The 23,257-nt window shown below is 69.2% G+C and carries 21 protein-coding genes and 3 pseudogenes; 9 read left to right on the plus strand and 15 right to left on the minus strand.

Annotation, left to right across the window (positions count from 1 at the left end; translation table 11 throughout):
• Positions 1-662 precede the first annotated feature (662 nt).
• Positions 663-1,181, plus strand: coding sequence for a hypothetical protein (locus ABZ915_RS45360; RefSeq protein WP_361816258.1), 519 nt, complete (start codon positions 663-665; stop codon positions 1,179-1,181).
• Positions 1,182-2,180: 999 nt separating this feature from the next.
• On the opposite strand, the gene ABZ915_RS45365 is transcribed toward ABZ915_RS45360, so the two are convergent.
• From ABZ915_RS45365 to ABZ915_RS45375, 3 genes are all read right to left on the minus strand, one after another.
• Positions 2,181-2,861 carry an HAD family hydrolase gene (locus ABZ915_RS45365; protein WP_361816415.1) on the minus strand — a complete coding sequence of 227 codons (681 nt, stop codon included), beginning with the start codon at positions 2,859-2,861 and terminating at the stop codon, positions 2,181-2,183.
• Between the two features lie 1,111 nt (positions 2,862-3,972).
• The gene (locus tag ABZ915_RS45370; protein ID WP_361816261.1) at positions 3,973-4,800 is read right to left on the minus strand and encodes a hypothetical protein; all 828 of its coding nucleotides are present in this window, start codon (positions 4,798-4,800) and stop codon (positions 3,973-3,975) included.
• Positions 4,801-4,831: 31 nt separating this feature from the next.
• On the minus strand, positions 4,832-5,134 hold the full coding sequence (locus ABZ915_RS45375; protein WP_361816264.1) for a CU044_2847 family protein: 303 nt from the start codon (positions 5,132-5,134) through the stop codon (positions 4,832-4,834).
• Positions 5,135-5,261: 127 nt separating this feature from the next.
• Between ABZ915_RS45375 and ABZ915_RS45380 the strand changes: the two are divergent.
• The 4 genes and pseudogenes from ABZ915_RS45380 to ABZ915_RS45395 all read left to right on the plus strand — a co-directional run.
• Positions 5,262-5,471: pseudogene (locus tag ABZ915_RS45380) on the plus strand (hypothetical protein); the annotation flags it as partial.
• A 15-nt stretch (positions 5,472-5,486) separates the two neighbouring features.
• Positions 5,487-5,924, plus strand: a complete 438-nt coding sequence (locus tag ABZ915_RS45385; protein ID WP_361816418.1) for a transposase family protein — start codon at positions 5,487-5,489, stop codon at positions 5,922-5,924.
• Between the two features lie 178 nt (positions 5,925-6,102).
• Positions 6,103-6,537, plus strand: a complete 435-nt coding sequence (locus ABZ915_RS45390) for a winged helix-turn-helix domain-containing protein (RefSeq protein WP_361816267.1) — start codon at positions 6,103-6,105, stop codon at positions 6,535-6,537.
• Positions 6,534-7,124: an IS630 family transposase gene (locus ABZ915_RS45395; RefSeq protein WP_361816271.1), complete on the plus strand. Its 591-nt coding sequence runs from the start codon at positions 6,534-6,536 to the stop codon at positions 7,122-7,124. The genes ABZ915_RS45390 and ABZ915_RS45395 overlap by 4 nt, the downstream gene beginning before the upstream one ends.
• Positions 7,125-7,133: 9 nt before the next feature.
• Here ABZ915_RS45395 and ABZ915_RS45400 read toward each other — a convergent pair whose 3' ends face one another.
• On the minus strand, positions 7,134-7,994 hold the full coding sequence (locus ABZ915_RS45400; RefSeq protein WP_361816274.1) for an IS5 family transposase: 861 nt from the start codon (positions 7,992-7,994) through the stop codon (positions 7,134-7,136).
• 471 nt (positions 7,995-8,465) lie between these two features.
• Between ABZ915_RS45400 and ABZ915_RS45405 the strand changes: the two genes are divergently transcribed.
• A complete protein-coding gene (locus tag ABZ915_RS45405; RefSeq protein WP_361816277.1) occupies positions 8,466-9,413 on the plus strand; it encodes a phosphotransferase in 948 nt (315 codons plus the stop codon).
• Between the two features lie 79 nt (positions 9,414-9,492).
• Here ABZ915_RS45405 and ABZ915_RS45410 read toward each other — a convergent pair.
• Positions 9,493-9,819, minus strand: a pseudogene (locus tag ABZ915_RS45410) (methyltransferase); the annotation flags it as partial.
• A 101-nt stretch (positions 9,820-9,920) separates the two neighbouring features.
• On the opposite strand from ABZ915_RS45410, the gene ABZ915_RS45415 reads away from it, so the two are divergent.
• Positions 9,921-10,391: an IS5 family transposase gene (locus ABZ915_RS45415; RefSeq protein ID WP_361816280.1), complete on the plus strand. Its 471-nt coding sequence runs from the start codon at positions 9,921-9,923 to the stop codon at positions 10,389-10,391.
• A gap of 387 nt (positions 10,392-10,778) precedes the next feature.
• Here ABZ915_RS45415 and ABZ915_RS45420 read toward each other — a convergent pair whose 3' ends face one another.
• From ABZ915_RS45420 to ABZ915_RS45435, 4 genes and pseudogenes are all read right to left on the minus strand, one after another.
• The gene (locus ABZ915_RS45420) at positions 10,779-11,609 is read right to left on the minus strand and encodes a hypothetical protein (RefSeq protein WP_361816283.1); all 831 of its coding nucleotides are present in this window, start codon (positions 11,607-11,609) and stop codon (positions 10,779-10,781) included.
• A gap of 216 nt (positions 11,610-11,825) precedes the next feature.
• Positions 11,826-12,098, minus strand: coding sequence for a hypothetical protein (locus ABZ915_RS45425; RefSeq protein ID WP_361816286.1), 273 nt, complete (start codon positions 12,096-12,098; stop codon positions 11,826-11,828).
• Between the two features lie 387 nt (positions 12,099-12,485).
• Positions 12,486-12,740, minus strand: a pseudogene (locus ABZ915_RS45430) (acetoacetate--CoA ligase); the annotation flags it as partial.
• Between the two features lie 269 nt (positions 12,741-13,009).
• Complete coding sequence (locus ABZ915_RS45435) at positions 13,010-13,612, minus strand: transposase (protein WP_361816289.1); 603 nt, start codon at positions 13,610-13,612, stop codon at positions 13,010-13,012.
• A gap of 254 nt (positions 13,613-13,866) precedes the next feature.
• On the opposite strand from ABZ915_RS45435, the gene ABZ915_RS45440 reads away from it, so the two are divergent.
• Positions 13,867-14,166, plus strand: coding sequence for a hypothetical protein (locus tag ABZ915_RS45440; protein WP_361816292.1), 300 nt, complete (start codon positions 13,867-13,869; stop codon positions 14,164-14,166).
• A gap of 222 nt (positions 14,167-14,388) precedes the next feature.
• On the opposite strand, the gene ABZ915_RS45445 is transcribed toward ABZ915_RS45440, so the two are convergent.
• From ABZ915_RS45445 to ABZ915_RS45465, 5 genes are all read right to left on the minus strand, one after another.
• A complete protein-coding gene (locus tag ABZ915_RS45445) occupies positions 14,389-15,834 on the minus strand; it encodes an ATP-binding protein (protein WP_361816295.1) in 1,446 nt (481 codons plus the stop codon).
• Entirely contained in the window at positions 15,831-16,562 is a 732-nt protein-coding gene (locus ABZ915_RS45450; protein ID WP_361816298.1) for a response regulator transcription factor, read from the minus strand. Before ABZ915_RS45450 ends, ABZ915_RS45445 begins: the two co-directional genes overlap by 4 nt.
• 56 nt (positions 16,563-16,618) lie before the next feature.
• Positions 16,619-18,814, minus strand: coding sequence for an MMPL family transporter (locus ABZ915_RS45455; protein ID WP_361816301.1), 2,196 nt, complete (start codon positions 18,812-18,814; stop codon positions 16,619-16,621).
• A gap of 643 nt (positions 18,815-19,457) precedes the next feature.
• The gene (locus tag ABZ915_RS45460) at positions 19,458-20,210 is read right to left on the minus strand and encodes an SDR family oxidoreductase (protein WP_138911891.1); all 753 of its coding nucleotides are present in this window, start codon (positions 20,208-20,210) and stop codon (positions 19,458-19,460) included.
• A gap of 233 nt (positions 20,211-20,443) precedes the next feature.
• Positions 20,444-21,058, minus strand: coding sequence for an NAD(P)H-binding protein (locus tag ABZ915_RS45465; RefSeq protein ID WP_361816303.1), 615 nt, complete (start codon positions 21,056-21,058; stop codon positions 20,444-20,446).
• A gap of 135 nt (positions 21,059-21,193) precedes the next feature.
• On the opposite strand from ABZ915_RS45465, the gene ABZ915_RS45470 reads away from it, so the two are divergent.
• Complete coding sequence (locus tag ABZ915_RS45470) at positions 21,194-21,886, plus strand: TetR/AcrR family transcriptional regulator (RefSeq protein WP_361816306.1); 693 nt, start codon at positions 21,194-21,196, stop codon at positions 21,884-21,886.
• A gap of 315 nt (positions 21,887-22,201) precedes the next feature.
• Here ABZ915_RS45470 and ABZ915_RS45475 read toward each other — a convergent pair whose 3' ends face one another.
• Positions 22,202-23,251 (minus strand): amidohydrolase family protein, encoded by a 1,050-nt coding sequence (locus ABZ915_RS45475; protein ID WP_361816421.1) that lies wholly within the window; start codon positions 23,249-23,251, stop codon positions 22,202-22,204.
• Positions 23,252-23,257: the final 6 nt, after the last annotated feature.

A 23,257-nucleotide genomic window follows, 5' to 3' on the forward strand; every position in this document is an offset into this window, starting at 1 on the left:
CCTTGCCGTCGCAGGCGAGGTGGATCTTGGTGGTCAGTCCGCCTCGGGATCGGCCGAGGGCGTGATCGTCCGGTTCGTCCGGCCGGTGGATCCCCAGTTCATGGCGACGTATCACCCCACCATGATCCACCACCCGATGATCTTTGAAGACGGACCCTAGTCGCACAGGGGGGAACTGGGGTCGCTCGCGCGCCAGAAGTGGCGGAATTGCGCGGCGGCCTGGGGGTTTGAGGGCGCTTATGACGGGTGGCACGCAGTCGGCGAAGGGGGTCCCAGGGGCGTCGCTCCGGGGCCGGTGCGGCCCTCAAGGTGGGAAACCCCGTAAGGCCGGCGGCCGGACACTCGGTGGACTCGACCCCGCGCCCGCCGCCTCGGCAAGCGACGGTGCAATCTCTCAGCCATCGAACACATACAGCTGGCCGGGAGTAAGGCACCCACGCCGACGCAGGAACAGGCCGGAGTACTCCATCGCTACAAGTCGGCCAACGCGGCACGCAACCAACGCTGCTCGCCGCCACCGAGCTCGCCTCATCGCCTGCCTGCTCCGCTGAGAGCAGCGCGCACGGACTGTCCCCCCTCACCTACAGCCGCATTCCTCGAAGGCCCCGATGCCTCTCGGCATCGGGGCCTTCGTCATGCCCGCACCCTTGAAGAGCCCGGTCATGACCCGTCCCCGGTTCACCGACCCCGCGCTGCAGGCCGCCTACGACTACCTCGCCCCTGCCGACACCGGCGCACCGGCCGACACCGCGGAAGCCATCGCCGCCCGCGAAGGCCTTAACCTGGCGGCCGACCTGGCTGCCGTCCGTCGGCGCACCGCCCGCTCCGCGGCGGCAGCCCGGCAGCGCACAGCCCGCCGCGAGGACCGTCGCTCGCTTCAAGCCCTGGCCTTCACCATGCTCAGCCGCCAGGCCGTGAACCTGCGCGGGCCCGAGTTGCGGAGCCGGGCGCAGGCCTGGGTCCGGTTGGGACTGTGGCCGCAGGAGATGGAGGCATGGATCGGCGCCGTTGGAGTGGACGGCGCCGCCATCGCCCGGGACTGCCGCACAGCGGGCATCGCCCTGTCCGCGATGAACGTGTCCCTCGACGGCAGGCGCGTCAAGGAGCGCCTGCGGGGCGGGGAGCCCGCCTTCTCGGTCCTCGCCCGTGCGACCGCCTGCGGGCGCTCACTGTCCGACTGAGGCGGGAACCAGGCGCCCATCCCCCGGTGCACGCAAGGTGCCTAGCGCGGCAGGAACTCCCGCGCGAGCACCGGAGGCGTCTCCTCACCGCCGCCGGCCGGCGCGCGGTTGGGTTGTCGGGGCGGCCCGTACCAGGGCGCATGCGAAAGGGCCGCCCCCAACCCCGTCGTCCTGACACGGCAGAGCAGCATCGACGGTATCCGCCGGGCTGCCGAAGCGCTGCCCGCGCAGCAGCCGCTTCAACGGCGCCGGCTGAAGGCAGAGCACCGCCGACGCGGCCGCCAGCATCGCAGGTGGTCGGGCACGCGGATGCCCGGGGCCAGTGAGATGTCCCCGGGGACGGAAATCAGTCGTCATCCAAGGCCCGCGCCTTGGGAGGGCAGGGCAGTTCCCAGGCGGAGCGGCTGGCGCTCTCCACTCGCGTCACTGCGCACAGCTCCAGCGGCAGCACCCGCGTGCAGCCTCCGGGGAATCGGCCAGCGCTGAGACGTCGATCCCCCGCCCGCCCGCGCCCCAGTCGTCCATGAATGCGGCCAGGGCGCGGCGTTGCTCTACCGCGCGGTCGCCGTTCAGCAGGACCCGCGCAGTGCGGGCGGCGCGTGTCCCGCGACCCAAGGGGCCCCGCCGCGTCTGGGCGGTCAGGCTGGGCGTACGCCCGGCTGCTGCTGCACGGAGGAGTCGTGGGCCTGGCGAACCTGATCCGCGGCGGGGTTGGTGCGTGGTGCGGCGGGCGCGGTCGCCCTGGAGCGTTCACGGGACTGCGCTGCGATCCGGGCGGCGCGTGCGGCCGGCGCATCGGACGGAGAAGGTTCTTGATGCACTGCGCCGTCGAGGGCGCTGCGTGCGCGGACCGTGTTCGGGCGGCTGATGCGCATGTCGGCGAAGTGGGTCTCCGCCCGCTGCAGCGGTGCGCGCGCCTGCTCAACATCGTGCCGCGAGCCTCCCGGCCTGCACACCTGCCGGGCACTGGCAAAGGAGAGGAGGCACGCGACCGAGTTCTCAGGGGCGCCGTACACGGAGAATTTGGAGCACCTGTTCCAACGACTCGACGAGGTGACCGGCTCCGGCGTCCCTCAACAGCTTCAGCTTACGTTCGTTGCGCGCGTACCCGAGGAAGGGGATCCCGGCCGCGTGGGCCGCCCTGTAGTCCACGGGACTGTCGCCGATCATCAACGCGGACGAAGCCTCGGCACCCAGCGCGCTCAGTGCCCGGTTGACGGCGTGCGGATCCGGCTTGAGCAGGTGCAGGTCCTGCGTACGGCCGTAGATGTGAGGGACGAAGCAGGAGTCCAGGCCTCGTTGTTCCAAGTACTTGCGGACCACCCGTGGGGAGTTGTTGGTAGCGACGGCCTGCCGGACGCCGAGCGCGGTCCAGGTACGGATCAGCGGGTCCGCGTACGCGGTGGGCATCGCCGAGGGCATGGCCTTCAGCTCCTCCTGGGTGAGCCGCTCCTCCAGTTCCGCCACCAGGTCACTGCCCGGGTGCCGAAGGTCCACTGCACTCAGGACAACGTGAGGGTCGAGCGACTCCCGTTCCGACTCCGTCAGCAGACCGTGCAGCCCCCGTGCCTCCAGCCATCGCAACAGTTCGTCGGCGACCAGCGCCGCGTGGTGGCCCGCGAACAGACGGCAGATCGGCCCGTCGAGGTCCCAGAGCACCACACGGGCAGCGGTGATCATCTCCCTCAGGGACTCGAACGGGTCGTGCGGCGTCCAGCTGCTGTCCCTCTCCCTGCCCCGCGCGATGGTGAGCACCCGTTGAAGGAGTGCCTCGGTGTCCTGGCCCGTGTCGCCCTGCTCGGGTGCCTGCGGCGGCGGCCTCGGCTCGTTGCGCGCCGTCTCCGCCCTGGTCTGCTCCCGATCTCGCTCTCGTGCGCGTTCCCGTATCTGCTCCCGCTCCTGCCGCCATCGGTCCGTGCGTACATCCGCGGTGGCCTGGTGGGCCTGGAGAAGCGCGGCACGGGCGGCCTTTGCTTGGGGATGACGTGCCCCCAGCAGCGTCGCGGATCGCTGGGCCACCACGGCGAGGGTCTCCGTCAGCCCATCCATGGCCGCCGTATCGCCTCGTACCCAGGCCTCCGAGTGCTGCGCCTCGGTCATGACCATGAGGGCTTCCAGTGCCCGGGGGTGACCGCTGCCCCATCGGTGGATCTGGAGATCGCAAATGCCCTTGAGGTCCCGCACATGGTCCGCGGCCCGGCTCCGGTCCAGCTGTCCGCTGGCGAAGTCGGCGAGGAACAGGGCCCGGGCGGCGCGCATGCGTACGTCCAGCCACGCGGCCGAGCCATCGGCCTCCGCGGCCGACCGGGCGGCCTCCCGGGCATGCAACCGGAGGGCTGCCTGGGCATCCAGCCGAGCCGGTCCCCAGTGGCCGCTGCGGGCCTTCAGCAGGGCGAACTGGGCCAGCGTGTATGCCCTTTCCAGTCCGGTAACGGCAGACTGGTACGCCGCGATGAGGGCCTTACGGGCCATGGCCGGCTGCCCGCTCTCGGCAAGTACGGTGGCGACCCGGTTGTATACCGCGCACCGGTGCTCGTGCGGGACCAGACTCTTCCGCACCCACTGGTAGACCTGGCCCACGGCTTGGTCGTGCTGCTCCTGTGCGTTTGCCCCCAGGTCACGCAGCAAGGACAGGAAGTAGGACATCTCGCTCGCCGCGGCCGGGGTGCTCAGCAGCTGGTCGTCGCGGCTCATCTCGTCGACGACGGTCTGCAGCGACGCCAGAGCGGGTCCGGCCCCTTCCACCGCGGCCACGGCGGTCTGGAGCCTGCCCTCCCATGGTGATGTGGTATCAGTCATCCGCATCGTCCCCCAGGGCGCGTTCGCGGAACTGCCGCAGCGTGTGCCCTCGTTCCTCCTCGGCCCGCGCCGACGAGATGAGTTCGGACTGCTCCCACTCCTTGAGCGCGGTTAGGACGACCTCGGCCTCTCGCGCGGCCTTCCGCGCGGTCGGCTCCGCGGGGTCCCCGTCGTCGGGGCACGGAGCCCGCCGGGCGGGGGCTCCGTCGCGTGGCCGGCCGTCACCGAAGTACGACGGGAACAGCCCCATCGCGTACCTGACCGAGGCGGCGATGAGGACGTTGCTCCCCCTGTTCGGGTCCTCATGTTCGTACACCTGCTCCATGAGGATGCCCACTACGGGCCGTTCTTCCGTCTCTTCGACCGGGTCGGTGTCCACAGGGCTGCCCGAGTACCCCGAGAAGTCCCTCAGGTCCTGCTCGGCCGTCAGCTGGAGCCCGGTAAACACACCGCCCGACGCACTGCGGTACTCGATTGGAGCGTGCGACACGATCCCGCTGAGCTTCGCCACCCGGCCGGGCGGCTCGTACATTCCCTGCCAGCGCACCGACGGCCGCGGCCAGTCCATGGGCGGCGGCAGTGGCAGCCGGTACCGGCTTGCCCTCTCGATCACGATGACGGCCAAATCCACGTCACTGTCCTCGTCGCACACCCGGCCGGTCAACGCCTGCCCGTCGGACAGGGTGAGTTCCAGGACGGCGCCCTCGGATGACATGTCCCTCAGGCAGTGCAAAGCCGTCAGCACGTAGACCTGCGTGACCTGGAGGCCGGCACCCAGATGCACGCCCGCCTCCGCGATCCGTACCCAGTGGCCGGTCATCCCGCCCCTGCGGTCCGCTCCACCGTGAGTGTCACCTCGAAGGACGCCTCCGCCGACGCCGTCGAGAGAGAATGACACCGGCCTCGGCGGCCAGGGTGATCCCGAAGGTGACCTCCATACCGGTGACGGACCAACCGTGCCGCTCGGGAACCTCGGCCAGGGAGTCCTGCGCGATGGTCGACGCCTGCAGGATGGCCTCGCGCAGTTCGTCTGAACGATCGGCCAGCGATGCAGACTGGCGTGACCTGTTGCCGATCTGCCGGGCACCGTGTCCGTTGAGCTCTACGGTCTCAACTCGCACGCCAGGCTTGCCACTTACCGGTTGCGCCGTCACGCCCCCAGGTTAGCCGCGTAGGCGGAGAAACGGACCCAGGAAGTGGGAACGAGGGTGAGGTGAGGGGTGCCGGGGGTCTTAACGTCACGGATGTGGGACCCAGTCCCCGGGTTTCAGACCCACTGCTATGACTGCTCTTGAACCAAGGGACGGCTACCCCCTACGCAACCAACTTCACCGGATCCGCTTAGCCGGTCGCCACAGGCATAACGAGCTCGACACCAACCGCTATCCCACGGGTGTCCAGGTCACCGACGCCGAACTCGCCGCTCTGCCGATCACCCGGCACCGCTTCCACGGCGACTGGAACTACACCCTTCATCCGCAACCATCACTGGAAGAATCCAAGGTCATCAGCACGACGGACCAGCCGCCAGTGCCCAACCCGCCACCTGTGACTGCACATTGCCTGCGGCACCCCGAACTCACCGGCATGTCCCATCAGCAGTTCGGCGAACTGACCGACGTACTCCTCCCCGAGATGGAGCTACAGCGTGAGCGGATCCTCCGTACCCGTCGCGGTCACGAGCGCCTGGTGGCCGCCGGCACAGGCGCCAAAGCCAAGCTCACACCAGCGGACCGGATCCTGGCCACCGTGCTCCACCTGCGCAAACTCGCCACCATGGACCTCCTGGGCCAGCTCCCCGGAGTCACGGCCATGACCATCAGCCGAGCATGCCAGGAAGTCCGGCCGCTCCTGGAAGCACACGGTCACCACGTCGACCCATCCACCGCCCGCTTCCGCACACCTGCCGACATCGCGGCCTTCCTTACCCCAGACCTCACCTAACCGAAGATCAAAGCCACGGGTTATTGATCTGCGAGCCCTACTGATCTTTTCGTAAGTTCGGTGGGTGTGTTGGCCTTGCGAGTGGGAGGCTTTCGGGGTGGCTTATCAACCCTCACCTTCGGCTGTCAGGTCGTCTCTTCCTCCTTTGTCGCGGCCTCAGTTGGCGGAGGCACGGCGTGTGCGAGCGGTCGAGTTGTTCGAGGAGGGCGCCTCGAATGCGGAGATCGCGCGGGCGGTGGGTGTGTGTGCCGAGAGTGTCCGGCGTTGGCGTCGGGTGTGGGAGGAAGGCGGCGTTTCGGCCCTGCGGCGGCGTGCGGCCACCGGTCGCCCGCCCAAGCTGGACGACGCCCAGGTCGAGACCGTCCGGGCCGCGTTGGCGCGAGGAGCTCAGGCTCATGGTTTCGAGGCCGACCTGTGGACCCTGGAGCGAGTCGGCGCCGTCGTGGAGCAGATAACGGGGGTGGCGTTGTCGAGGGCGTCGGTGTGGCGACTGCTGACCGGCCGACTCGGGTGGAGTCTGCAACGGCCCGAGCGGAGGGCGGTCGAGCGGGACGAGTCCGAGATCGCCCGCTGGATCGCGCACGAGTGGCCGCGCATCAAAAAGGGGCCGTGAACACACGTGCCTGGATCGTGTTCCTCGACGAATCAGGTGTCTCCCTGCTGCCTCAGATCCGCCGCACCTACTCGCCCCGTGGGCGGACTCCGCTGCTGCGGCACCGCCTGAACTGGAAGCGTGCGTCGATGGCCGGGGCCTTGGGCTACCACTCCACCGATCCCGATCGCGGGGCTCGCCTGTGCTTCCACCTCAAGCCCGGCAGCTACAACACCACCGCCCTCATCGAGGTCCTGGAGCAGATGAAGGTGTTCTACCGCGGCGAGCGAGTGGTGCTGGTCTGGGACGGCCTGTCGGCCCATTGGAGCCGGGGGATGCGCGCCTGGGTCGCCGAGCAGGACTGGCTCACTCTGGAGCGATTACCGGCCTATGCTCCCGAGCTGAACCCGGTGGAACTGCTGTGGTCCTCGCTCAAGAAACGTGAACTCGCCAACCTCGCCGGCGACCATCTCGCCGATGTCGCCGACGCCACCGAACAAGGCATCCACCGCATCAACCACAACCCACAACTGCCATGGTCCTTTCTCACCCACACCGGCCTGACCATCCACCCAACACACCCACCGAACTTACGAAAAGATCAGTAACTGATCATTTCAGAATGAGGTTCGGAGTCGTCTCCAGCAGATGATGCTGCAGGCGAGTTGGAGTAGTCCGAGGTGGAGGTCGGCTCGTATCTCGTAGCGGATCCGCAGACGTTTGAACTGGTGGAGCCAGGCGAAGGTTCGCTCGACAACCCACCTGGTCTTGCCCAGGCCGGATCCGTGGGCGGTGCCCTTGCGGGCGATCTTCGGCGTGATGCCGCGAGCGCGGAGCAGACGACGGTACTTGTCGTAGTCGTAGCCGCGGTCGGCGAACAGCCGCCGTGGTCGGTGACGTGGCCTGCCCACCAGGCCGCGGATGCGGGGGATCGCGTCCAGCAGGGGCATGAGCTGGGTGACGTCGTGACGGTTTCCGCTCGTCACCGACACCGCAAGGGGCGTGCCGTGCCGGTCGGTGATCACATGGTGCTTGCTGCCCCGGCGGCCGCGGTCGACCGGCGAAGGTCCGGTGTGAGCCCCCTTCGAGGGCCCGGAGGTGCGAGCCGTCGACCGCGGCGTCCTCCATGTCCAACAGTCCGGCCTTGCGGAGTTCCGTGAGGAGGATCTCGTGCAGGCGGGCCCGACACCGGCCTCGGTCCAGTCACACAGGCGCCGCCAGCACGTCACCCCACTGCAGCCGATCGTCTCGGTCGGCACGTGTGCCCAGGTCACGCCCGTGCGCAGCACGTAGACGATCCCGCGCAGAGCCGCACGGTCATCCGCCGGCAGCCGACCCGGGTACCGCCGACGCCGCGGCGGCCGAGGCGGAAGCAGCGGAGCGACACGATCCCACAAATCATTAGGCACAAGATCATCCGACACCCGCAGAACTCTGCCGCCCGCCAGCCCACTGCCAAGCCTGTGAGCCAAACTCATTCTGAAATGATCAGTAAGGTGGGAACGCCCTGCTACGACAGGGCTGCGGGGCCCCGGGCGGCCCTTCGCCGTGCGCCCTGGTCAAGGGCCGCCTCGCGCTCCGCCCACGATCCTGCAAGGTCGAGTTCGGCCCTGCGTCCCGGGCGGGGCACGGCCGGATTAGCGGTAGGGGGCTGCGGCCGACGGACGCCGCAGTGCGTGGTTGCCCGTCGGCGGGTCGCCGAGCAGTGGCCGGACGCGGCCGTCGGCGGGCGACGGCCGCCAGTGTACGAAGGAACAGCCACTGCCGGCTCCGGATACGCAGGATCCGCCGGCACTGTTCCGCTGTATACGCGTGGCGGACCGCACGGCGCCCGGCAGCCCTCCGTCACCGGGTGTCGTGCGGGCGAGGGGCCTACCGTGGGAGATGGTCCCGGCGTCGGCCCCGCCGACCGGCCGGTCGTTCACGCCGGGGGCGGAAGGAGGCACGAGATGTCCGATGCGATACGGGACACCACGGCCCGGCGCGTACGACATTTCGTCGACGCCGGATATCCCGACGCCGGGCCCGTCGAGGCGGCGGTGGAGGGAGCCGTCTACCGACTCGGGGACGGAACGGTGGCCAAGGTGTGGGAGCGCCGACGGGGATCCGAACTGCGGCGGATGCAGCGTTTCTACGCCGATGCCGCGGCGCACCTGCCGTTCGGCGCCCCGGAGATCCTCGCCGTCGAGGACATCGACGGTGTCCCCATGACCGTGGAGCGGGAGCTGACCGGCGAGCCCTTGGCGGGCAGGATCCGCACCGACGACCCGGACGAGGTGCTGCCCGAAGCGGTCGACTGCCTGGTCGGCGTGCTGCGCGCCCTCGCGGACGCCCATGACGTCGACGAGGTCAAGCACCTTCCGGTGCTGGACGAGGAACGCCCGCTGTGGGAAGACCACGCCACGTTCGGATCCGCCCTGGCGGACCTGGTGGACCGGCGGGTCAGCCGGTGCGCGGACCAGCTCTCCACGCATGTCCGCGACTTCGACGACACGCGCGCCCGGCTGCTTCGGAAGCTGCGCTCGCTGCCCCGTACCGACGAGGCGGTCGTCCACGGTGACGTCTTCCCGGAGACCGTGCTGGTGGACGACGACCTGCGGCCGCTCGCCCTCGTGGACTACGGCTTCCTGTCCACGGGCGGGGACCCCCGGTTCGACGCCGCCGTGGCCGCGGCCATCTTCCCGGCGGGCACCGAGCACGCCCCGGAGATCACCCGGCAGCTCACCACGCGGTTCGCCGACGAGTTCGGCTACGCGCTCGACGACCTCCTGCTGTACCGGGCCGCCTATGCGATGGCCACGAGCGACGCCTTCGCGCCGGGCGGCGGTGACGAGCACTTCGCCTGGTGCGTCACCGTGCTCGAGGACCCGGCCGTCGCCGAGTCCCTGCACCGGTGACGCACCGCGGGCAGCCGAGCGGCCGGGAAGTTCCGGTGACGGTGTGTGTGGTGCCCTACGATCCCGAGCGGATCCAGGGTCACATGGTCCCGGGGGGGGTCGAGCGGCCGTTCTCTCTGCCGACGACGTCCGAGGAGGCCACGAAGACAGCGGGTGGATGGTCGAGCGGAAGGTCGGGGTTCCAAGCAGTCAGGCACTGCGCGCTTGGTACAAACAGCGGCTGGGGTAGCGCCGTCAAGGGCCAGAACCGCCAGGACCCAATGACCTTCTCGCGTTGGTGCGGGACGCCAGACCAGCGGGTGACGAGGACAGAAATCGTCACCCGGACGACATCGCCAACCCGGCCCAAGAGAGTGCCCAGCACCTGCACTTCATCAGGAACCGCCAGCAGGCCGGCTTCCTCGTGGAGCTCACGGACTGCGGCCTCCGCGAAGGTCTCACCCGGTTCGACGGTTCCGCCGACTAGGGTCCGTCTTCAAAGATCATCGGGTGGTGGATCATGGTGAGGTGATACCTCGCCATGAACTCACCGATCAGGAGTGGGAGTTACTCGCTCCCCTCATACCGCGGGCCGCGACAGGTCGTCCGCGCATGGAGGATCGGCAAGTTGTCAACGGGATCCGCACCGGGATCTCCTGGCGCGACCTGCCGGAACGTTATGGCTCATGGCAGACGGTCTACACGCGCTTCCGCCGCTACGCCCTGGATGGTGTGTTCACCCGAGCTCTCCAGCAGATCCAGGCCCGCGCGGACGCGGCCGGCGATGTCGACCGGCTCGTCCAGATCGACTCCACCATCGTCCGCGCCCACCAGCACGCCGCCGTGACAGGGCGAAAAAAGGGGGACCCACCGGCCGGACGAACCGGACGATCACGCGCCGACGGGCCGTACCACGCGCCCGGAGCAGTTCTGCGCCGGCGCCACGGTGAAGTCCAGACCCCCGGTGCCGCCGCGGAGCGCAAGATCGTCTGCGAGTAGGTCATCACCCGGGGTACCGGGTGCCGTCGCGGCGCTCAGCCGGCACGTCGACTTCAGCACGCGACCGCTGTTCGAAGCAGTACAGGCGGAGCGGAGGGAGAGACACGCCAGGCGACGGTCTCCCCCGGTGAGCCGCCAGGGCGCCGACGTGAGCCTGACTCCCGCCCCGGCGCCTGCCCCGCCTCCGCCGCCAGCCGCCACCGTATGACGGGTGCCGGCGGCGACGCCGGGCGATATCGGCTCCACCGACCTCCCCCAGCAACCGAGGCGTCGGCCCGTGCCCGCCGCCCGGCCTGATCGGCTCCTGCGGCGCGGCCATCTCCATGCCGAGTCCCTTCCGGCGCGCGACCGACCGCGACGGCACGTCGTCACCACCACGATGGACACCTACAGCGAGGCGTCCGCCTCGCCGGGGCGGACGGCGTCGGAGCGCAGGCCGGCGGCCGGGCGGTCGCCGCGCGTCGTCAGCAGTCCGAGCAGCGCGACGATGACGATCGTCGCGCCGAGGCTGACCCACCCGGCCCCCAGGCCCAGGCCGTCCTGACGGGACGAGGACAGCCAGTCGGTGATCGACGCGCCGAGCGGGCGGGTGATGACGTAGGCCGACCAGAACGCGGTGACGGTGCCCAGCTCCGCCCAGCGGTGCGCGGCGGCCGGGACTGCGATGGCGATGGCGAACACCACGGTCGAACCCAGGTACCCCAGGTGCAGCATGTCGGCTGTCAGATCGCCGGCGACGGTGCCGAGGACGAAGGTGGTCGTCACCATCGACCAGTAGAAGCGTTCCCGGCGCGGCGTGGTGATGCTGTGCACATCCAGGGTCTTCTCCCGGGCGTACCACCGGACGAAGATGACGGCCAGCACGATCGAGAACCCCACCGTCGTCACCGGGTACGAAAGCCCGACCAGGAAGGTGAGGGCGTCGGCCACCATGGTGCCGAAGACGGCCACCATGGTCACGGCCGACCAGTAGATCCAGAGGTGGTAGCGGTCGCTGCGGAACTGGACGATCAACGCGATCGCCAACGCGGTCGCGCCCGAGCCCAGGACGAGTCCCGGATTCAGGTGGCCGACAAGGAAATCCGAGAAGGTCTCGCCCATCCCGGTGGTGAGGATCTTGACGACCCAGAACAGGGCCGTGATTTCCGGGACCTTGGCGGCGAGCCGTCCCGCGGACGCGGCGGCAGATGTCCGAGCGCCGGGCGCTGCAATACGCATGATGATCCGTTCTCTCTGCACAGTCGCTGGTAAGAAGGGCACACAGCGAGCGGTGACGTCCACAGGGGGACGATGGTGTGGCCTGGCCGATACCGAAGACGCGCTCGGCCGTGCGGTGGCGGATCACGTCTGTCGGCCGTCGGGCAACGGACGTGATCCGCTGGAAGGCGACCCGCGGCCGCGGGATCCTTCGGTGTTCGGCTGGGTGATCGCCCGTCAGCAGACTTTCGTCCACGCGGATCGAGCGCGGGACCCGCCCGAGCGCCTCGCGTCCGGATCACCGATGCCGTTCGGGTCCGGCCAGTGCCGGTCCATGCTCGTCAGCGCGGTCTGGGCCGGGGAGCCGGGGATGGATCCGCTGTTCTGGAACGATCCGTGGAACTCCACTCCCAGGCCGACGGCGGCCCCGAGGACGAACAGCCAGCCGACCGTCATCGTCCGCCATCGTTGAGCGCCGAAGGCGCCCAGCCGGTACAGGAGCGTAGCCATGACTCAATCCCTTTCAGATAGTGGAAGTGACAACAGCGATCCTCACCGGCCCACTTGACGGCCGGCCCGCGCTGCGCTTGACGGTTGTCTGACGGTCCGTCGCGCCCTTCGTGTGCGGTACCGCCCCGACGTCACGAACGCTCCGGCCTCTGGGACCGGAGCGATCCCGGCGTCCGACGGGGAAGCGCGTGGATCACCCCCGAGCTCCGGCACCGGTCCTCGAAAGAACCCGCGCCGCGCCCGGCATGAGCGCGGCGACAGGACGGAGCGTCGTAGATCCGCGAGCGGTCCGGCGCGGAGTCCAGGGCGGAGTCGACGAGCCGACGACCGGTCCTTCGCGCCGACCACCGTGGTGCGGTCCCGGCCCAACTCGTGACTGAACAACGAGAGATCGTGCCGGGAGAGGTCGACGCCGGCCTTCCGGCAGGCCGCGACGTAGGCGGGGCTGGTGCCGAGCAGGGTGACGCGCAGCCGCGCGGCGTGCTGGAACAGCGCGTCGGTGGCCGGGTGTCCGGGGTTCCCGTCGAGGCAGACGATCGTCGTACCGACGAGCAGGCCGGCGACCAGGGCGTTCCACATCATCCAGCTCGGCGTGGTGTACCAGAGCATCCGGTCGCCTTCGCGGAGATCGAGGTGCAGTCCACCCGTGCCGAGGCGGGATCCGGCCGGCCGTCAGCTGAAGACTTGCCGGTGTTCCTCTGCCCGGTCGCCCTCCGGCTGGCCCGGTCGCGGGTCGGCTTCGCTGCCCGCCAACGCAGTTGACCGGACTCGTCGTGCCAGTACTGCTGGACCCAGACCTGCCGCAGGACCTGCACCGACCTCAACTCCCGCAGAGCAGGAGGGGCATCGGCGCGATAGACGGCCCCGCAGGATGTGCATCCCGTCCTTACCCACCTGTAACACCCAGGCGATCAACGCCTCGCCACCACGCGGAAGCCGGTCATAGCGAACCGGTCGGCCATAGCGGTCCGCCCAGTCAGAGGTGACGAGATCGGCCGCCACCGCTCGCCCTGCAGGGCGAGTTCTTCCAGGGCACACCGCAGGGTCTCGGCGACCAGCTCACCCCGGTTCAGGCGCCGAACCGCGGCCAGTACGTGTGTGGAATCGGTCCGGATCCGTCCTCGTCGCCGGACCAGCCCCGCCTCAACGAGCCGGTCCACGATCAGCGCCAATAGCCGGTCCGCTCGGTCGCCTTCGGCCACCCGGTCACGGAACTCGCTCAGCACCGTGAAGTCGAACCCCTGATCATGCAGTTCGAGGCCGAGACAGTACTTCCAGTCCAGACGACAGCGCACCGCGTCCGCCGCCTGCCGGTCGGTGAGGTTCTCCACGTACTGCAGCACCGACACCAGCGCCAGCTGAGCCGGCGACAGTCCACGCCGTCCGTCAACCGGATACCACTCGGCGAAGTCGCCATCCGTGAACAGGGCGTCCAGCCGATCGCGCGCCCACATGGCGGCCGTGCCCCGCGGATTACTCGCCAGCGCCATCCACACCGTCAACGGCGGAATCACCCGCCCTGACCTCGAACCCATCGCCACCGCGGCCACCCCTCCGACCGCCGAAACCGCGCCGCTCCCACCAGAGCAGCATCACAAGAACATCAACTCATGTGCAGCCAGCAGACTTCACCCCACCGAGTGAAGATCACCAACAACATCCGGAAAGTGAGCCAGAACCACTTTTGAGCCGTCGCCGACAAACGTGGATGCGCGCACGACGTCAACGCGCAGGCCAGCACGCACGACATCCGTTTCGGGAGGACGGCTTGTACGACATCGACAAGATAGGCGTCTTCGGCGACGAACTTCTCGAGGCACTGAAGCGTAGGCCCAATGGTGAATCCGTCTGGGAATCGTTGCGGCATGCAGTCGGCACCATCACTCGTCGCTACACCGACGACGCGGACCGAGGGCACAAGCTGGTCACGCTTCTCGCCAACCACTCTGCTCGTGCCGCGGCGCACCACGAGAAGAACGCTCGCTGGTATCCGCTGCTTCGACCGGAGATCGCGCGGCGACTCGGGACGGATGCGTCTGACGCCGCCGATCCGCGCCGCATTCGCTGATCGCGGCCGCGCTCGGGTGCGTCGACGCCACTCTCGCAGCGTGGGCCGCTGATTCCGCGATTACACCGGCAAGCATCCTCGAGCGCCCACCGCCGCATACACCCCAGGCGACCCATCGGCTTCGGTGCCGAGGACTACGAGGGCCGCAACATCGTGGAGACGAGCACGCCGTAGTGCAGCGAAAATCCACTGATGGACGCGCCGCCAGGCGGAGGTTGATGGTCAGTCCCGCGGCGCGGTACCGGTGCGCTGCGCGTTGAGTCGGACGGTGACGGTGGTGCCGACGCCCACGGCGGACTCCACCGAGACCTGACCGTGGTGGGCATGGATGATCGCCTCCACGATGGCCAGGCCCAGGCCGGAACCGCCGTAGGCGCGGCTGCGGCTGGCCTCGGCACGCCAGAAGCGCTCGAAGACGCGCGGCAGGTCCTGGGGTGCGATGCCGGGGCCGTCGTCGGCCACCTCGACCTGGACGCGTCCGAAGGTGGTGGTGACGGCGACCTGCACGGCGGTCTGTGCCGGGGTGTGCTGGACAGCGTTGCCGACGAGGTTGCGCAGCACCTGCTGAAGGCGGGCTGTATCGCCGGTTACCTGGGCGGGTCCACCGGCGGTCAGCGTGATGCTGCGGTCGGGGTAGATGACCTGCGCGTCCTCCACCACACTGGCGGCCAGCGCGGTCAGATCGAGAGGGTCCTGCTCGATGGGCCTGCCGGCGTCGAGGCGGGCGAGCAGCGAGAGGTCCTCGACCAGCAACCGCATGCGGCCGACCTCGTTCTCGATGTGGCCGAGGGCGGTCTCCAGCCGCGGCCCGGTGAGTCCGCCCTGGCGGTGCAGGTCGAGCCAGCCGGAGATGGTGGACAGCGGAGTGCGCAGTTCGTGCGAGGTGTCCGCGGCCAGCGAGCGGACGGTGGCCTCAGCGCGGGCCTGCGCGTCGAAGGCCCGGTTGACAGCTTCGGCCAACTGGTCGGTCTCGCTGCGGTTTCCGCGAGTGGGAAGGCGTTCGGTCAGGTGTCCTTCGGCGATGGCGTCGGCGCTGTCGGCCATCTTGGCCAGCGGCCGCATGCCCAGCCGTAGCACGAGGACGGCGAGGGCGAGCAGCAGGACCAGAGCGCCGGCGACGATGGCCAGTTGGCGGGCGATCAGGGCGTCGGTGGTGGAGTCGTCGACGGAGGTGTCGATGGCCAGGATGAACGCGGCCGGCTTCACTGATTCGCCCGCCTTCTCCAGGGTGATGCCGGGGCTGGGGATGCGGATGGCGCTGAGGTCGTCCAGGCCCTCGACGTTGTCGTAAGCGACGACGCGACCCACGGGGACGGCGGCGGTGACGCGTACCAGCGCTTGGGGGGCGAGGTCGGCCGCTCCGGTGGACAGCAGGATCCGGCCGTGCCCGTCGACAGCGATGCTGCCCAGCGGCGGGCCCACCAGAGCGGAGAGCTGGTCGCCGTTGGCGACCTGGGGGCCCTGCGCGATGACGGCCCGCATACGGGCAGCGGTGTCCTGCAGGGTGCGGGCGTAGCGTTTGTGGAGGAAGTCCTCCAGCAGCAGCGCGCTGGTCGCCGAGCTGGCCGTCAGCCCGGCCACGAGCAGGATGGCGAGTCCGGCCAGGATGCGCAGTCGGACGCTGGCGCGGGACAAGTGCAGGCGGCCGTGGAGGCCGGCGAGGTTCATCGGGCGGCCTGCTGTCGGAGGGTGTAGCCGACGCCGCGCACGGTGTGCAGCAGCGGGGTGCGGCCGTGGTCGATCTTGCGGCGGAGGTTGGAGACGAACCGTTCGACGACGACCGAGTCGCCGCCGAAGTCGTACTGCCAAACGGCTTCGAGGATCTGCGATCGGGACAGCACCTGGCCCTGGTGGGACATGAGGTGGTGCAGGAGCCGGTACTCGGTGGGCGACAGGTCGATGACGTCGCCGCCGCGGCGCACCTCGTGGCGCAGGTCGTCGATCTCCAGGTCGGCGCAGCACAGTGTCGACTCCTCCGCGGTGGGCGGGCCGCCTCGGGCCCGGCGGAGCAGTGCCTGGAGGCGGGCGCCGACCTCGACGACGCTGAACGGCTTGGTGACGTAGTCGTCGCCGCCCAGGCGCAGGCCGCGAACCCGGTCCTCCACCGCGTCACGTGCGGTGAGGAACAGCACGGGGACCGTGATGCCCTGTTCCCGCAGAAGCTGAAGGATCTCGAAGCCGTCCGCCCCGGGGAGCATGACGTCCAGGACGATGACGTCGGGCGAGCGGCGGGCGACCTGGGCCAGCGCCTCGGTCAGGTCGCCCGCCACGTCCACGGTGAATCCGGCGAAAGTGAGTGCGGAGATCAGCAACTGCCGGATACCAGGGTCGTCGTCGATGACCAGGACGCTGTCGGGGCCTTGGCCGGCGTCGGCAGGGACATCCCTGACACTCATCTGTGCTCCTTGAGTTGGGACGGCGGCCTCCCGCTCCCCAATATCGGCGGAATTGTTCACCGTGCCACGGACTCGCTCTCCCGATGGGGCCCGTCGAGTGCTGTCGCGGGCGCCTGGTCGAGCTTGACGTTGTCGCCTTCGACGTCCAGGTGCGGCAGGATGCGGTCCAGGCGGCGCGGGATCCGCCAGGCGCGGTCGCCGAGCAGAGCGAGGACCGCGGGCACGAGGGTCATCCGGACCAGGAACGCGTCGACCAGGACGCCGAAAGCGAGTGCGAAGGCGATCGGCATGACGTCGGGGTCCTCGCCGAACAAGAAGGCGACGAAGACCGTGATCATGATCAGGGCGGCGGAGGTGACCACCCGTGAGGCGTTGCGTGCTCCGACGGCGATCGCACGGAGGGCGTCCTTGCGATGGCCGTAGTCCTCGCGCATCGCGGAAACGAGGAACACCTCGTAGTCCATGGCCAGGCCGAAGAGCACTGCCATGACGATGATGGGGGCGAAGCTGGCGACCGGACCGAGACTGGGCACGCCCAGCAGTCCGGACAGCCACCCCCACTGGAAGACGGCGACGGTCGCGCCGAAGGCCGCGCCGACCGAGAGCAGGAATCCGACGGTGGCCTTGACGGGGATGGCGATGGACCGGAAGGCGATCATCAACAGCAGCAGGGACAGGCCCACGACGACGACTGCGAACGGGATCAGCGCGCCGCTGAGCTTGGTGGAGACATCGATACTGACGGCGGTCTGGCCGGTGACAGCAACATAGCTGCCGTCCTGCCGGGCGATGGGCGCGGTGGCCGTGTTCAGACGGGAGACCAGATCGCTGGTGGCCTGACTGCGCGGGCTGGTGGTCGGGGTGACCTGGATACGTGCGGCCGCCCGGTCCTTCGCGATTTCGATCCCGCTGATGTCCGCGATGCCTTGTACGTCATGGAGTTTCTTCTCCACTGCCGTGGCTGTGGCCGTGGCGTTGTCGCCCTCGACCAGGACAATCAGCGGGCCGTTGGCGCCGGGGCCGAAGGCACCGCTGATCGTGTCGTACGCCTGGCGGGTGGACGTCGACTTCGACCACGACCCGTCGTCGGTCAGGGCCGTCTCCAGTTGCACAGCGGGGGCGGCGATCGCCAGGAGCCCGACGGTCACGACGATCAGGCTGCGCACCGGGTGCCGCAGAACACCGCCCACCCACCTCGTGCCCATGGTCGCCTTGTCCGGGCGGGCGGTACGGGCCGCCCGTGAGCCCGGCTTGGGAATGAGCCTGCGCCCGAAGGCGGCCAGCAGGGCGGGCAGCAGTGTCAGCGCCATGATCACGGCCATCGCGACGGCGCCCGCCGAGGCCAGGCCCATGGAGGTCAGCATCGGCACACCGGCGACCGACAGCCCGGCCAGGGCGACGAGTACGGTCGCCCCTGCGAACACGACCGCGCTGCCCGCGGTCGCGGTGGCCCTCGCCACCGATTCCCTGACGGGCATGCCCACCGCGAGCTGCGACCGGTGACGCGAGACGATGAACAGCGCGTAGTCGATGCCGACCGCAAGACCGAGCATGATCGCCAGGGTGGGGGCGTTCTCGGAGATTCCGACCACTGAGGACAGGCCCAAGATCGCCATCATGCTGCCGACCACGCCGAAGACAGCGGTTAGCAGCGGCATCCCGGCCGCCAGCATCGAACCGAAGGTGATGAACAGGATCGCCAGGGCGACGAGGATGCCGATCAACTCGGTCGCCGGGGACGTCGACGGCGCGAAGGCGTCACCGCCGTACACCACCGTCAGACCGGCCTTCTCCGCGGAGGCCCCGGTGGCCTTCAGAGCGTCCAGCGTGCCGGCCGGGACGTCGCTGTCCTTGGCCGTCGTGAAGGTCACATCGGCGACCGCGGTCCGGCCGTCCGCCGAGACCGGACCGACCTTGAAGGGATCGCCGACCGAGGTCACACCGCTGACGTGACCGGCCGCCGTGAGGCCGCTCTGCAACGGTTGCCGCAGCGCGGGCTCGGTCAGCTTGTGACCGGGCGGCGCCTGGAAGACGACCTGCGCGGACTGCTTGTCCGGGTCCGGCCAGTGCTGGTCCATCTTCGTCAGCGCGGTCTGCGCCGGGGAACCGGGGATGGAATCGGTGTTCTGGAATGAGCCGGGGAACAGCAGCCCCAGGCCGACAATGGCTGCCAGGGCGACCAGCCATCCGATCAGCATCGTGCGCCACCGGCGGGCACCGAAAGCGCCCAGCCGGTACAGGAACGTAGCCATGACCAAATCTCTCATCAGGTGGTGGAAGTGACATGACTGATGCTGGTCGGGGCACTTGACGGCCGACTCCCCCTGCGCTTGACGGTTCCTTGACGGTTCGGGCGAGACGGCGCGGTGCGTTCGCCGACGCCTGCGAACGAGCCGGGGAAGGAGTACCAACACGGTCGGCAGCAGTGCGGACACCGCTCGCCACGCTGCGTTCCGCTGCGCCAGCCGCTGCAACACCCGACGCCGGCACCCCGCCTCGGACAACGCTCCCCGATCGTCGACGAGAACGCGCCCTTCGCGTCCTCACCCACCGACGCAGCCTCAGGGCTTCCGGGGCAGCACACGGGATGGATGGCCACCGCCCCGACGGCCACCGAGGTCCCTGGCACAGAACCCGGCGTACAGCCCGCCTCGTCCACCGGCGGCCGTGGTCATGGCGGGGCGACTGCTGCCGCCCTCAGCGCCTGATGCCTGCACCAGCCTCGCCATCAACACACCTCTAATGATCAAGGAATGTTGCGACAAGCGTTAGCCTCGATCGTTCATGAGCCGTCGTCGGGTCGCTGACGACTCCGTCCTTGTGTGGTGCGGATGTTCCGAGGCCGGGGCAGGCTGAGGGCTTCGCCGGCCGTGCACTCCCCGACCGCGATGGCCCTTATGCCCGCCGTCCGCCGTCGACCGACAGCGCGATCCCGGTGATGTAGGACGCGGCGTCCGAGCAGAGCCAGACTGCGGCTGCGGCGGCCTCTTCCGATGTGGCCATCCGGCCGAGTGGGGTTATCGCCTCCTGCATCGCGATCAAGTCGGTGCCGGCCGCCACCCTTTCGAAGCCGGGTGTACGGGTCGGGCCGGGGCAGACCGCGTTGACGCGGATGTTGTGCGGCGCGTAGTCCACGGCGGCGACCTTGGTGAGGCCGACGATGCCGTGCTTGGCCGCCACGTAGGCGGGGGCGGTCGGGATCGCGTACAGGCCGCCGTTGGAGGCGACGTTGACGATCGCGCCGCCGCCACGGCTGCGCAGGGCGGGCAGCTCGTACTTCATGCAGAGGAAGGTCCCGCCCAGGTTGACGTGGGTCACGCGCTCGAACTCCTCCAGGGGCATCTGGTCGAGCTGCCGGTGGTGTGAGTCCAGGCCGGCGTTGTTCACGGCGAAGTCGAGGCCGCCGTACGTCTCGACCGTGCGTTCGACGGCCGTCCGCACCGCGTCCTCGTCGGCGATGTCGACGCTGAGTGCCAGTGCCTCTCCGCCGTCCTTCCTGATCATTTCGGTGGTCTCGACGGCTGTTGCCTCGTTGATGTCGGTGACGGTGACGGTGGCGCCCTGCCGGGCCAGCTCGATCGCCGTCGCGCGGCCGATTCCGCTTCCAGCACCCGTCACGAGTCCGATTTTTCCTGAGAAGTTGCTCATGATGACCTTCCGATGCAGTTACTCGCACCAGGCGATGCCTGATTCGCCCAGGTGACCTTGTTCGGGGTACCGCGACGGCCGGTGCCCGGTGGCCTCGGCGTGTGCCGGACGAGGGGCAGCCCCCCGTCACGCGTCGGTGCCGGGCACGGCCGTCTACTCAACCGCGATCGCGGTTGCCGATGGTGGTTCGCTCCCGCCCTGGGGACAACAGGGGCTGCCGCGTCAACCGATGACTAACTCAGGGGTACGACGATTCCGGTACCGTGCCGGCCCGTCTCGGCCTCGTCCAGCAACAAGGAGGCCAGCGTGGCCCGGGAGATTCGGGGCGGCAGCAGCGGACGCCGCAGGTCCGCCAGTGGCACGATGTGGCGGGTAGGGCTGAGGGGGCCATCGGTGACGTCCGGAGCGTGGAACACCGTAGCGCCGGCATCCAGGGCGATCTGGTCGGCCTCGACCTTCTCGGCCAGCTCCGAGCCGACGAACATCCGCATCACCCCCGCATAGATCAGCCCACCCGATCGACTCGACACACCCGAGCCCAGTGCGCCGAGCCATACCGTCGCGCGAACGTTCGCCGCGGCGAGCACCCTGGCCCCGGCGACCAGTGCGCCCGGGCCGTCGCCCTTACCGATACCGATGGCAGAGACGGCCACGTCGACGTCGGTCAGGTCGGGGAAGCTCTGCGGGACGGTGACATCCGCCTTCCGGACCTCGACCTGCCGCGACGCAGGCACGGTGACCTTGGCCGGCGTGCGAACCAGGGCCACGACCTCGTGTCCCCGTTCCAGCGCTTTATCGACGAGCGCGCTGCCGGTCCGCCCTGACGCTCCGAGTACGGCTATGCGCATGATCATTCACCCTTTAACTGAACAACTGTTGGTTACTTCAGTAAACAACCGTTGGTTAGTGATGTCAAGGCGTGAGCTGCCTGTACGGTGAACATCTGTTGCTCAACTGTTCGCACCGCTCAGAAGGGGGCGAAGATGTCGTCTCAGGAGCGCTCCGCTCCCCGTCGCCGCAATCCACGCGGGCAGGGGCAGGTTCTCAAGGCCCAGCTCGTAGACGCCGCGGCGAAGCTGCTGTCCACCCTTGATCAGCCGGAGACGCTGACGCTGCGGCAGGTAGCGCGTGAGGTCGGGGTGGCACCTGCCAGCATTTACAGCCACTTCCCCGACCTGAGCGCATTGATCCAGCACGTGCTGCGGCTGCGCTATGAGGAACTGGCCCGTTTGATGGACCAGGCCGCGCAGTCAGCCACAGATCCACTGGCCGACCTCGTCGCCCGGTGCGCGGCCTACGTGCGCTGGGGAGTCGGCCAGCCCGGCCATTACCGCACTCTCTTCGGCGGACGGATGCCGGACGACCTTGTCCCCGGATCAGCGCACGGCGCCGGGGCCGAACTGCTCGAGGCCGTCGTGACCTCCCTGGCGGCCGCCGCCGAGGGAGAGCGCAGGCAGCCCTCGGCGGAGCAGCAGTGGCAGGCCGGCCTCATGCTCTGGACCGCCCTGCACGGTCTGGTCAGCCTCTACAACGACCACGGGAACATTCCCTGGCCACCCCTGGACGACCTGATCGCCGACCTGCTCAGCCTGCACACAGCCCGCCCGGCAGACGAGATCGCGGCCCTCCTGTCCCAGTGCGGGGATGCCCCGGGCTTGGCCCCGGACTCCGTCTGACAGCTGATCACGCGCCGGGGAGGGTGCGATGCGCGTGTCCGCCTCCTCTCCCGGCGGCGCCGCCGCTCGCAACCGTCGCGCCGAAGGTCGGCGCGACGATTGCGAGCAGGACAAATAGGGGGCGGCAGAACATGGTGCGGCTGTCCGCTGACTCCGATGCCCAGCCGAAGCAGCAGAACAGGGACTCGCACCGGCGGGGTCCGGCGCTCCTGTTCGGCGAGATCCCACGGCTGCCGAGCGGCCGCCCGCCACGCCGTCTTCTCCGGACCGGACCCCCTGCCCGAGCTGGGCGACCTTGCCGACGAGGCGCTGCGGTCAGATGCGCAGCACACGTCTGGCGTTCAGATGGGCAATCTTCTCCTTCACCTGGGACGGAAGGTCAGCCTTCTCGATCGAGGCCACCGCGTCGGCCGTCACCTCGTACGGGTAGTCGACCGCGAACATGACCGCGTCGGCCCCGATGGTCAGCACGGCGGCTTGTACGGCCTCCGGGGCCAGTACCCCGCTCGTGGTGATCAGGATGTTGCTCCCGAAGTACTGCGACGGCATCCGCTGGAGCGGTTCCTCGACCCGGAGCGAGCGGTAGCGCGAGTCGATGCGGGAGCGTTGGAACGGCAGGAACTCGCCGAGGTGCCCGAGGATGAGGGTTGCGGCGGGGTGCCGGTCGAACACCCCGGCATAGATCAGCCGCATGGCGTGGCCGCCGGTTTCGGCCTGCCAGCTCCAGCTGGCCCCGTACATCTCGGGCCGTCCGCGCATCACGTGCCAGTCGTCGCAGGGCAGCGAGCCGGGATGCAGGTACAACGGCACACGGAGCTCTTCCAGCGCGCTCCACAGTTCCTCATATGCGGGGTCGTCCAGGTATCGGCCCTGCGTGTGGTCGTTGACCAAGGCACCTTTGAATCCGAGCTGCTCGACGCAGCGTTGGAGTTCGGTCACGGCGGCGGCAGGGTCCTGCAGGGGCAGGGCGGCGAACCCCCTGAAGCGGGTGGGGTGGCGGGCGATGGTCTGGGCGAGGAAGTCGTTGGCGAACTGGGCGTTGTCGACGGCGGCGCCGGCGTCGGTGTCGGCTTGGATGCCGGGGACGCTAAGCGACAGGACCTGAATGTCGATGCCGTGTGCGTCCATGTCGGGAAGACGGTGCTCCTCAAAGTCACCCAGGCGTCGTCCCCAGTCCTTGACGTACTGGTCGCTGACCTGGATCTTCTGGGGCGACGAGGGTTGGCGCGAGAACAACTCCGGGATGATGAAGGCCTCTTCCAACGCGATGTAGGTCATGGCAGGGCTCCTTCGTCGTGCCTTGTGGTGGTGTGGCGGTGATCGGAGGCGGTAGGCAGGTCTCGGACAGACTGGCCCCGCTATCAGGAGCGA

Origin of the sequence: Streptomyces sp. NPDC046915, from assembly GCF_040644935.1 — a bacterium.
Classification (GTDB): Bacteria; Actinomycetota; Actinomycetes; order Streptomycetales; family Streptomycetaceae; genus Streptomyces.

What these genes read in the sequence shown, in the direction of transcription:
- ABZ915_RS45460 (WP_138911891.1), bottom strand. Translation starts at nt 20,210, where the DNA reads ATGAGCAACTTCTCAGGAAAAATCGGACTCGTGACGGGTGCTGGAAGC.
- ABZ915_RS45445 (WP_361816295.1), bottom strand. Translation starts at nt 15,834, where the DNA reads ATGAACCTCGCCGGCCTCCACGGCCGCCTGCACTTGTCCCGCGCCAGC.
- ABZ915_RS45425 (WP_361816286.1), bottom strand. Translation starts at nt 12,098, where the DNA reads ATGGCTACGCTCCTGTACCGGCTGGGCGCCTTCGGCGCTCAACGATGG.
- ABZ915_RS45370 (WP_361816261.1), bottom strand. Translation starts at nt 4,800, where the DNA reads ATGACCGGCCACTGGGTACGGATCGCGGAGGCGGGCGTGCATCTGGGT.
- ABZ915_RS45470 (WP_361816306.1), top strand. Translation starts at nt 21,194, where the DNA reads ATGTCGTCTCAGGAGCGCTCCGCTCCCCGTCGCCGCAATCCACGCGGG.
- ABZ915_RS45455 (WP_361816301.1), bottom strand. Translation starts at nt 18,814, where the DNA reads ATGGCTACGTTCCTGTACCGGCTGGGCGCTTTCGGTGCCCGCCGGTGG.
- ABZ915_RS45420 (WP_361816283.1), bottom strand. Translation starts at nt 11,609, where the DNA reads ATGCGTATTGCAGCGCCCGGCGCTCGGACATCTGCCGCCGCGTCCGCG.
- ABZ915_RS45465 (WP_361816303.1), bottom strand. Translation starts at nt 21,058, where the DNA reads ATGCGCATAGCCGTACTCGGAGCGTCAGGGCGGACCGGCAGCGCGCTC.
- ABZ915_RS45405 (WP_361816277.1), top strand. Translation starts at nt 8,466, where the DNA reads ATGTCCGATGCGATACGGGACACCACGGCCCGGCGCGTACGACATTTC.
- ABZ915_RS45400 (WP_361816274.1), bottom strand. Translation starts at nt 7,994, where the DNA reads ATGAGTTTGGCTCACAGGCTTGGCAGTGGGCTGGCGGGCGGCAGAGTT.
- ABZ915_RS45365 (WP_361816415.1), bottom strand. Translation starts at nt 2,861, where the DNA reads ATGATCACCGCTGCCCGTGTGGTGCTCTGGGACCTCGACGGGCCGATC.
- ABZ915_RS45450 (WP_361816298.1), bottom strand. Translation starts at nt 16,562, where the DNA reads ATGAGTGTCAGGGATGTCCCTGCCGACGCCGGCCAAGGCCCCGACAGC.
- ABZ915_RS45360 (WP_361816258.1), top strand. Translation starts at nt 663, where the DNA reads ATGACCCGTCCCCGGTTCACCGACCCCGCGCTGCAGGCCGCCTACGAC.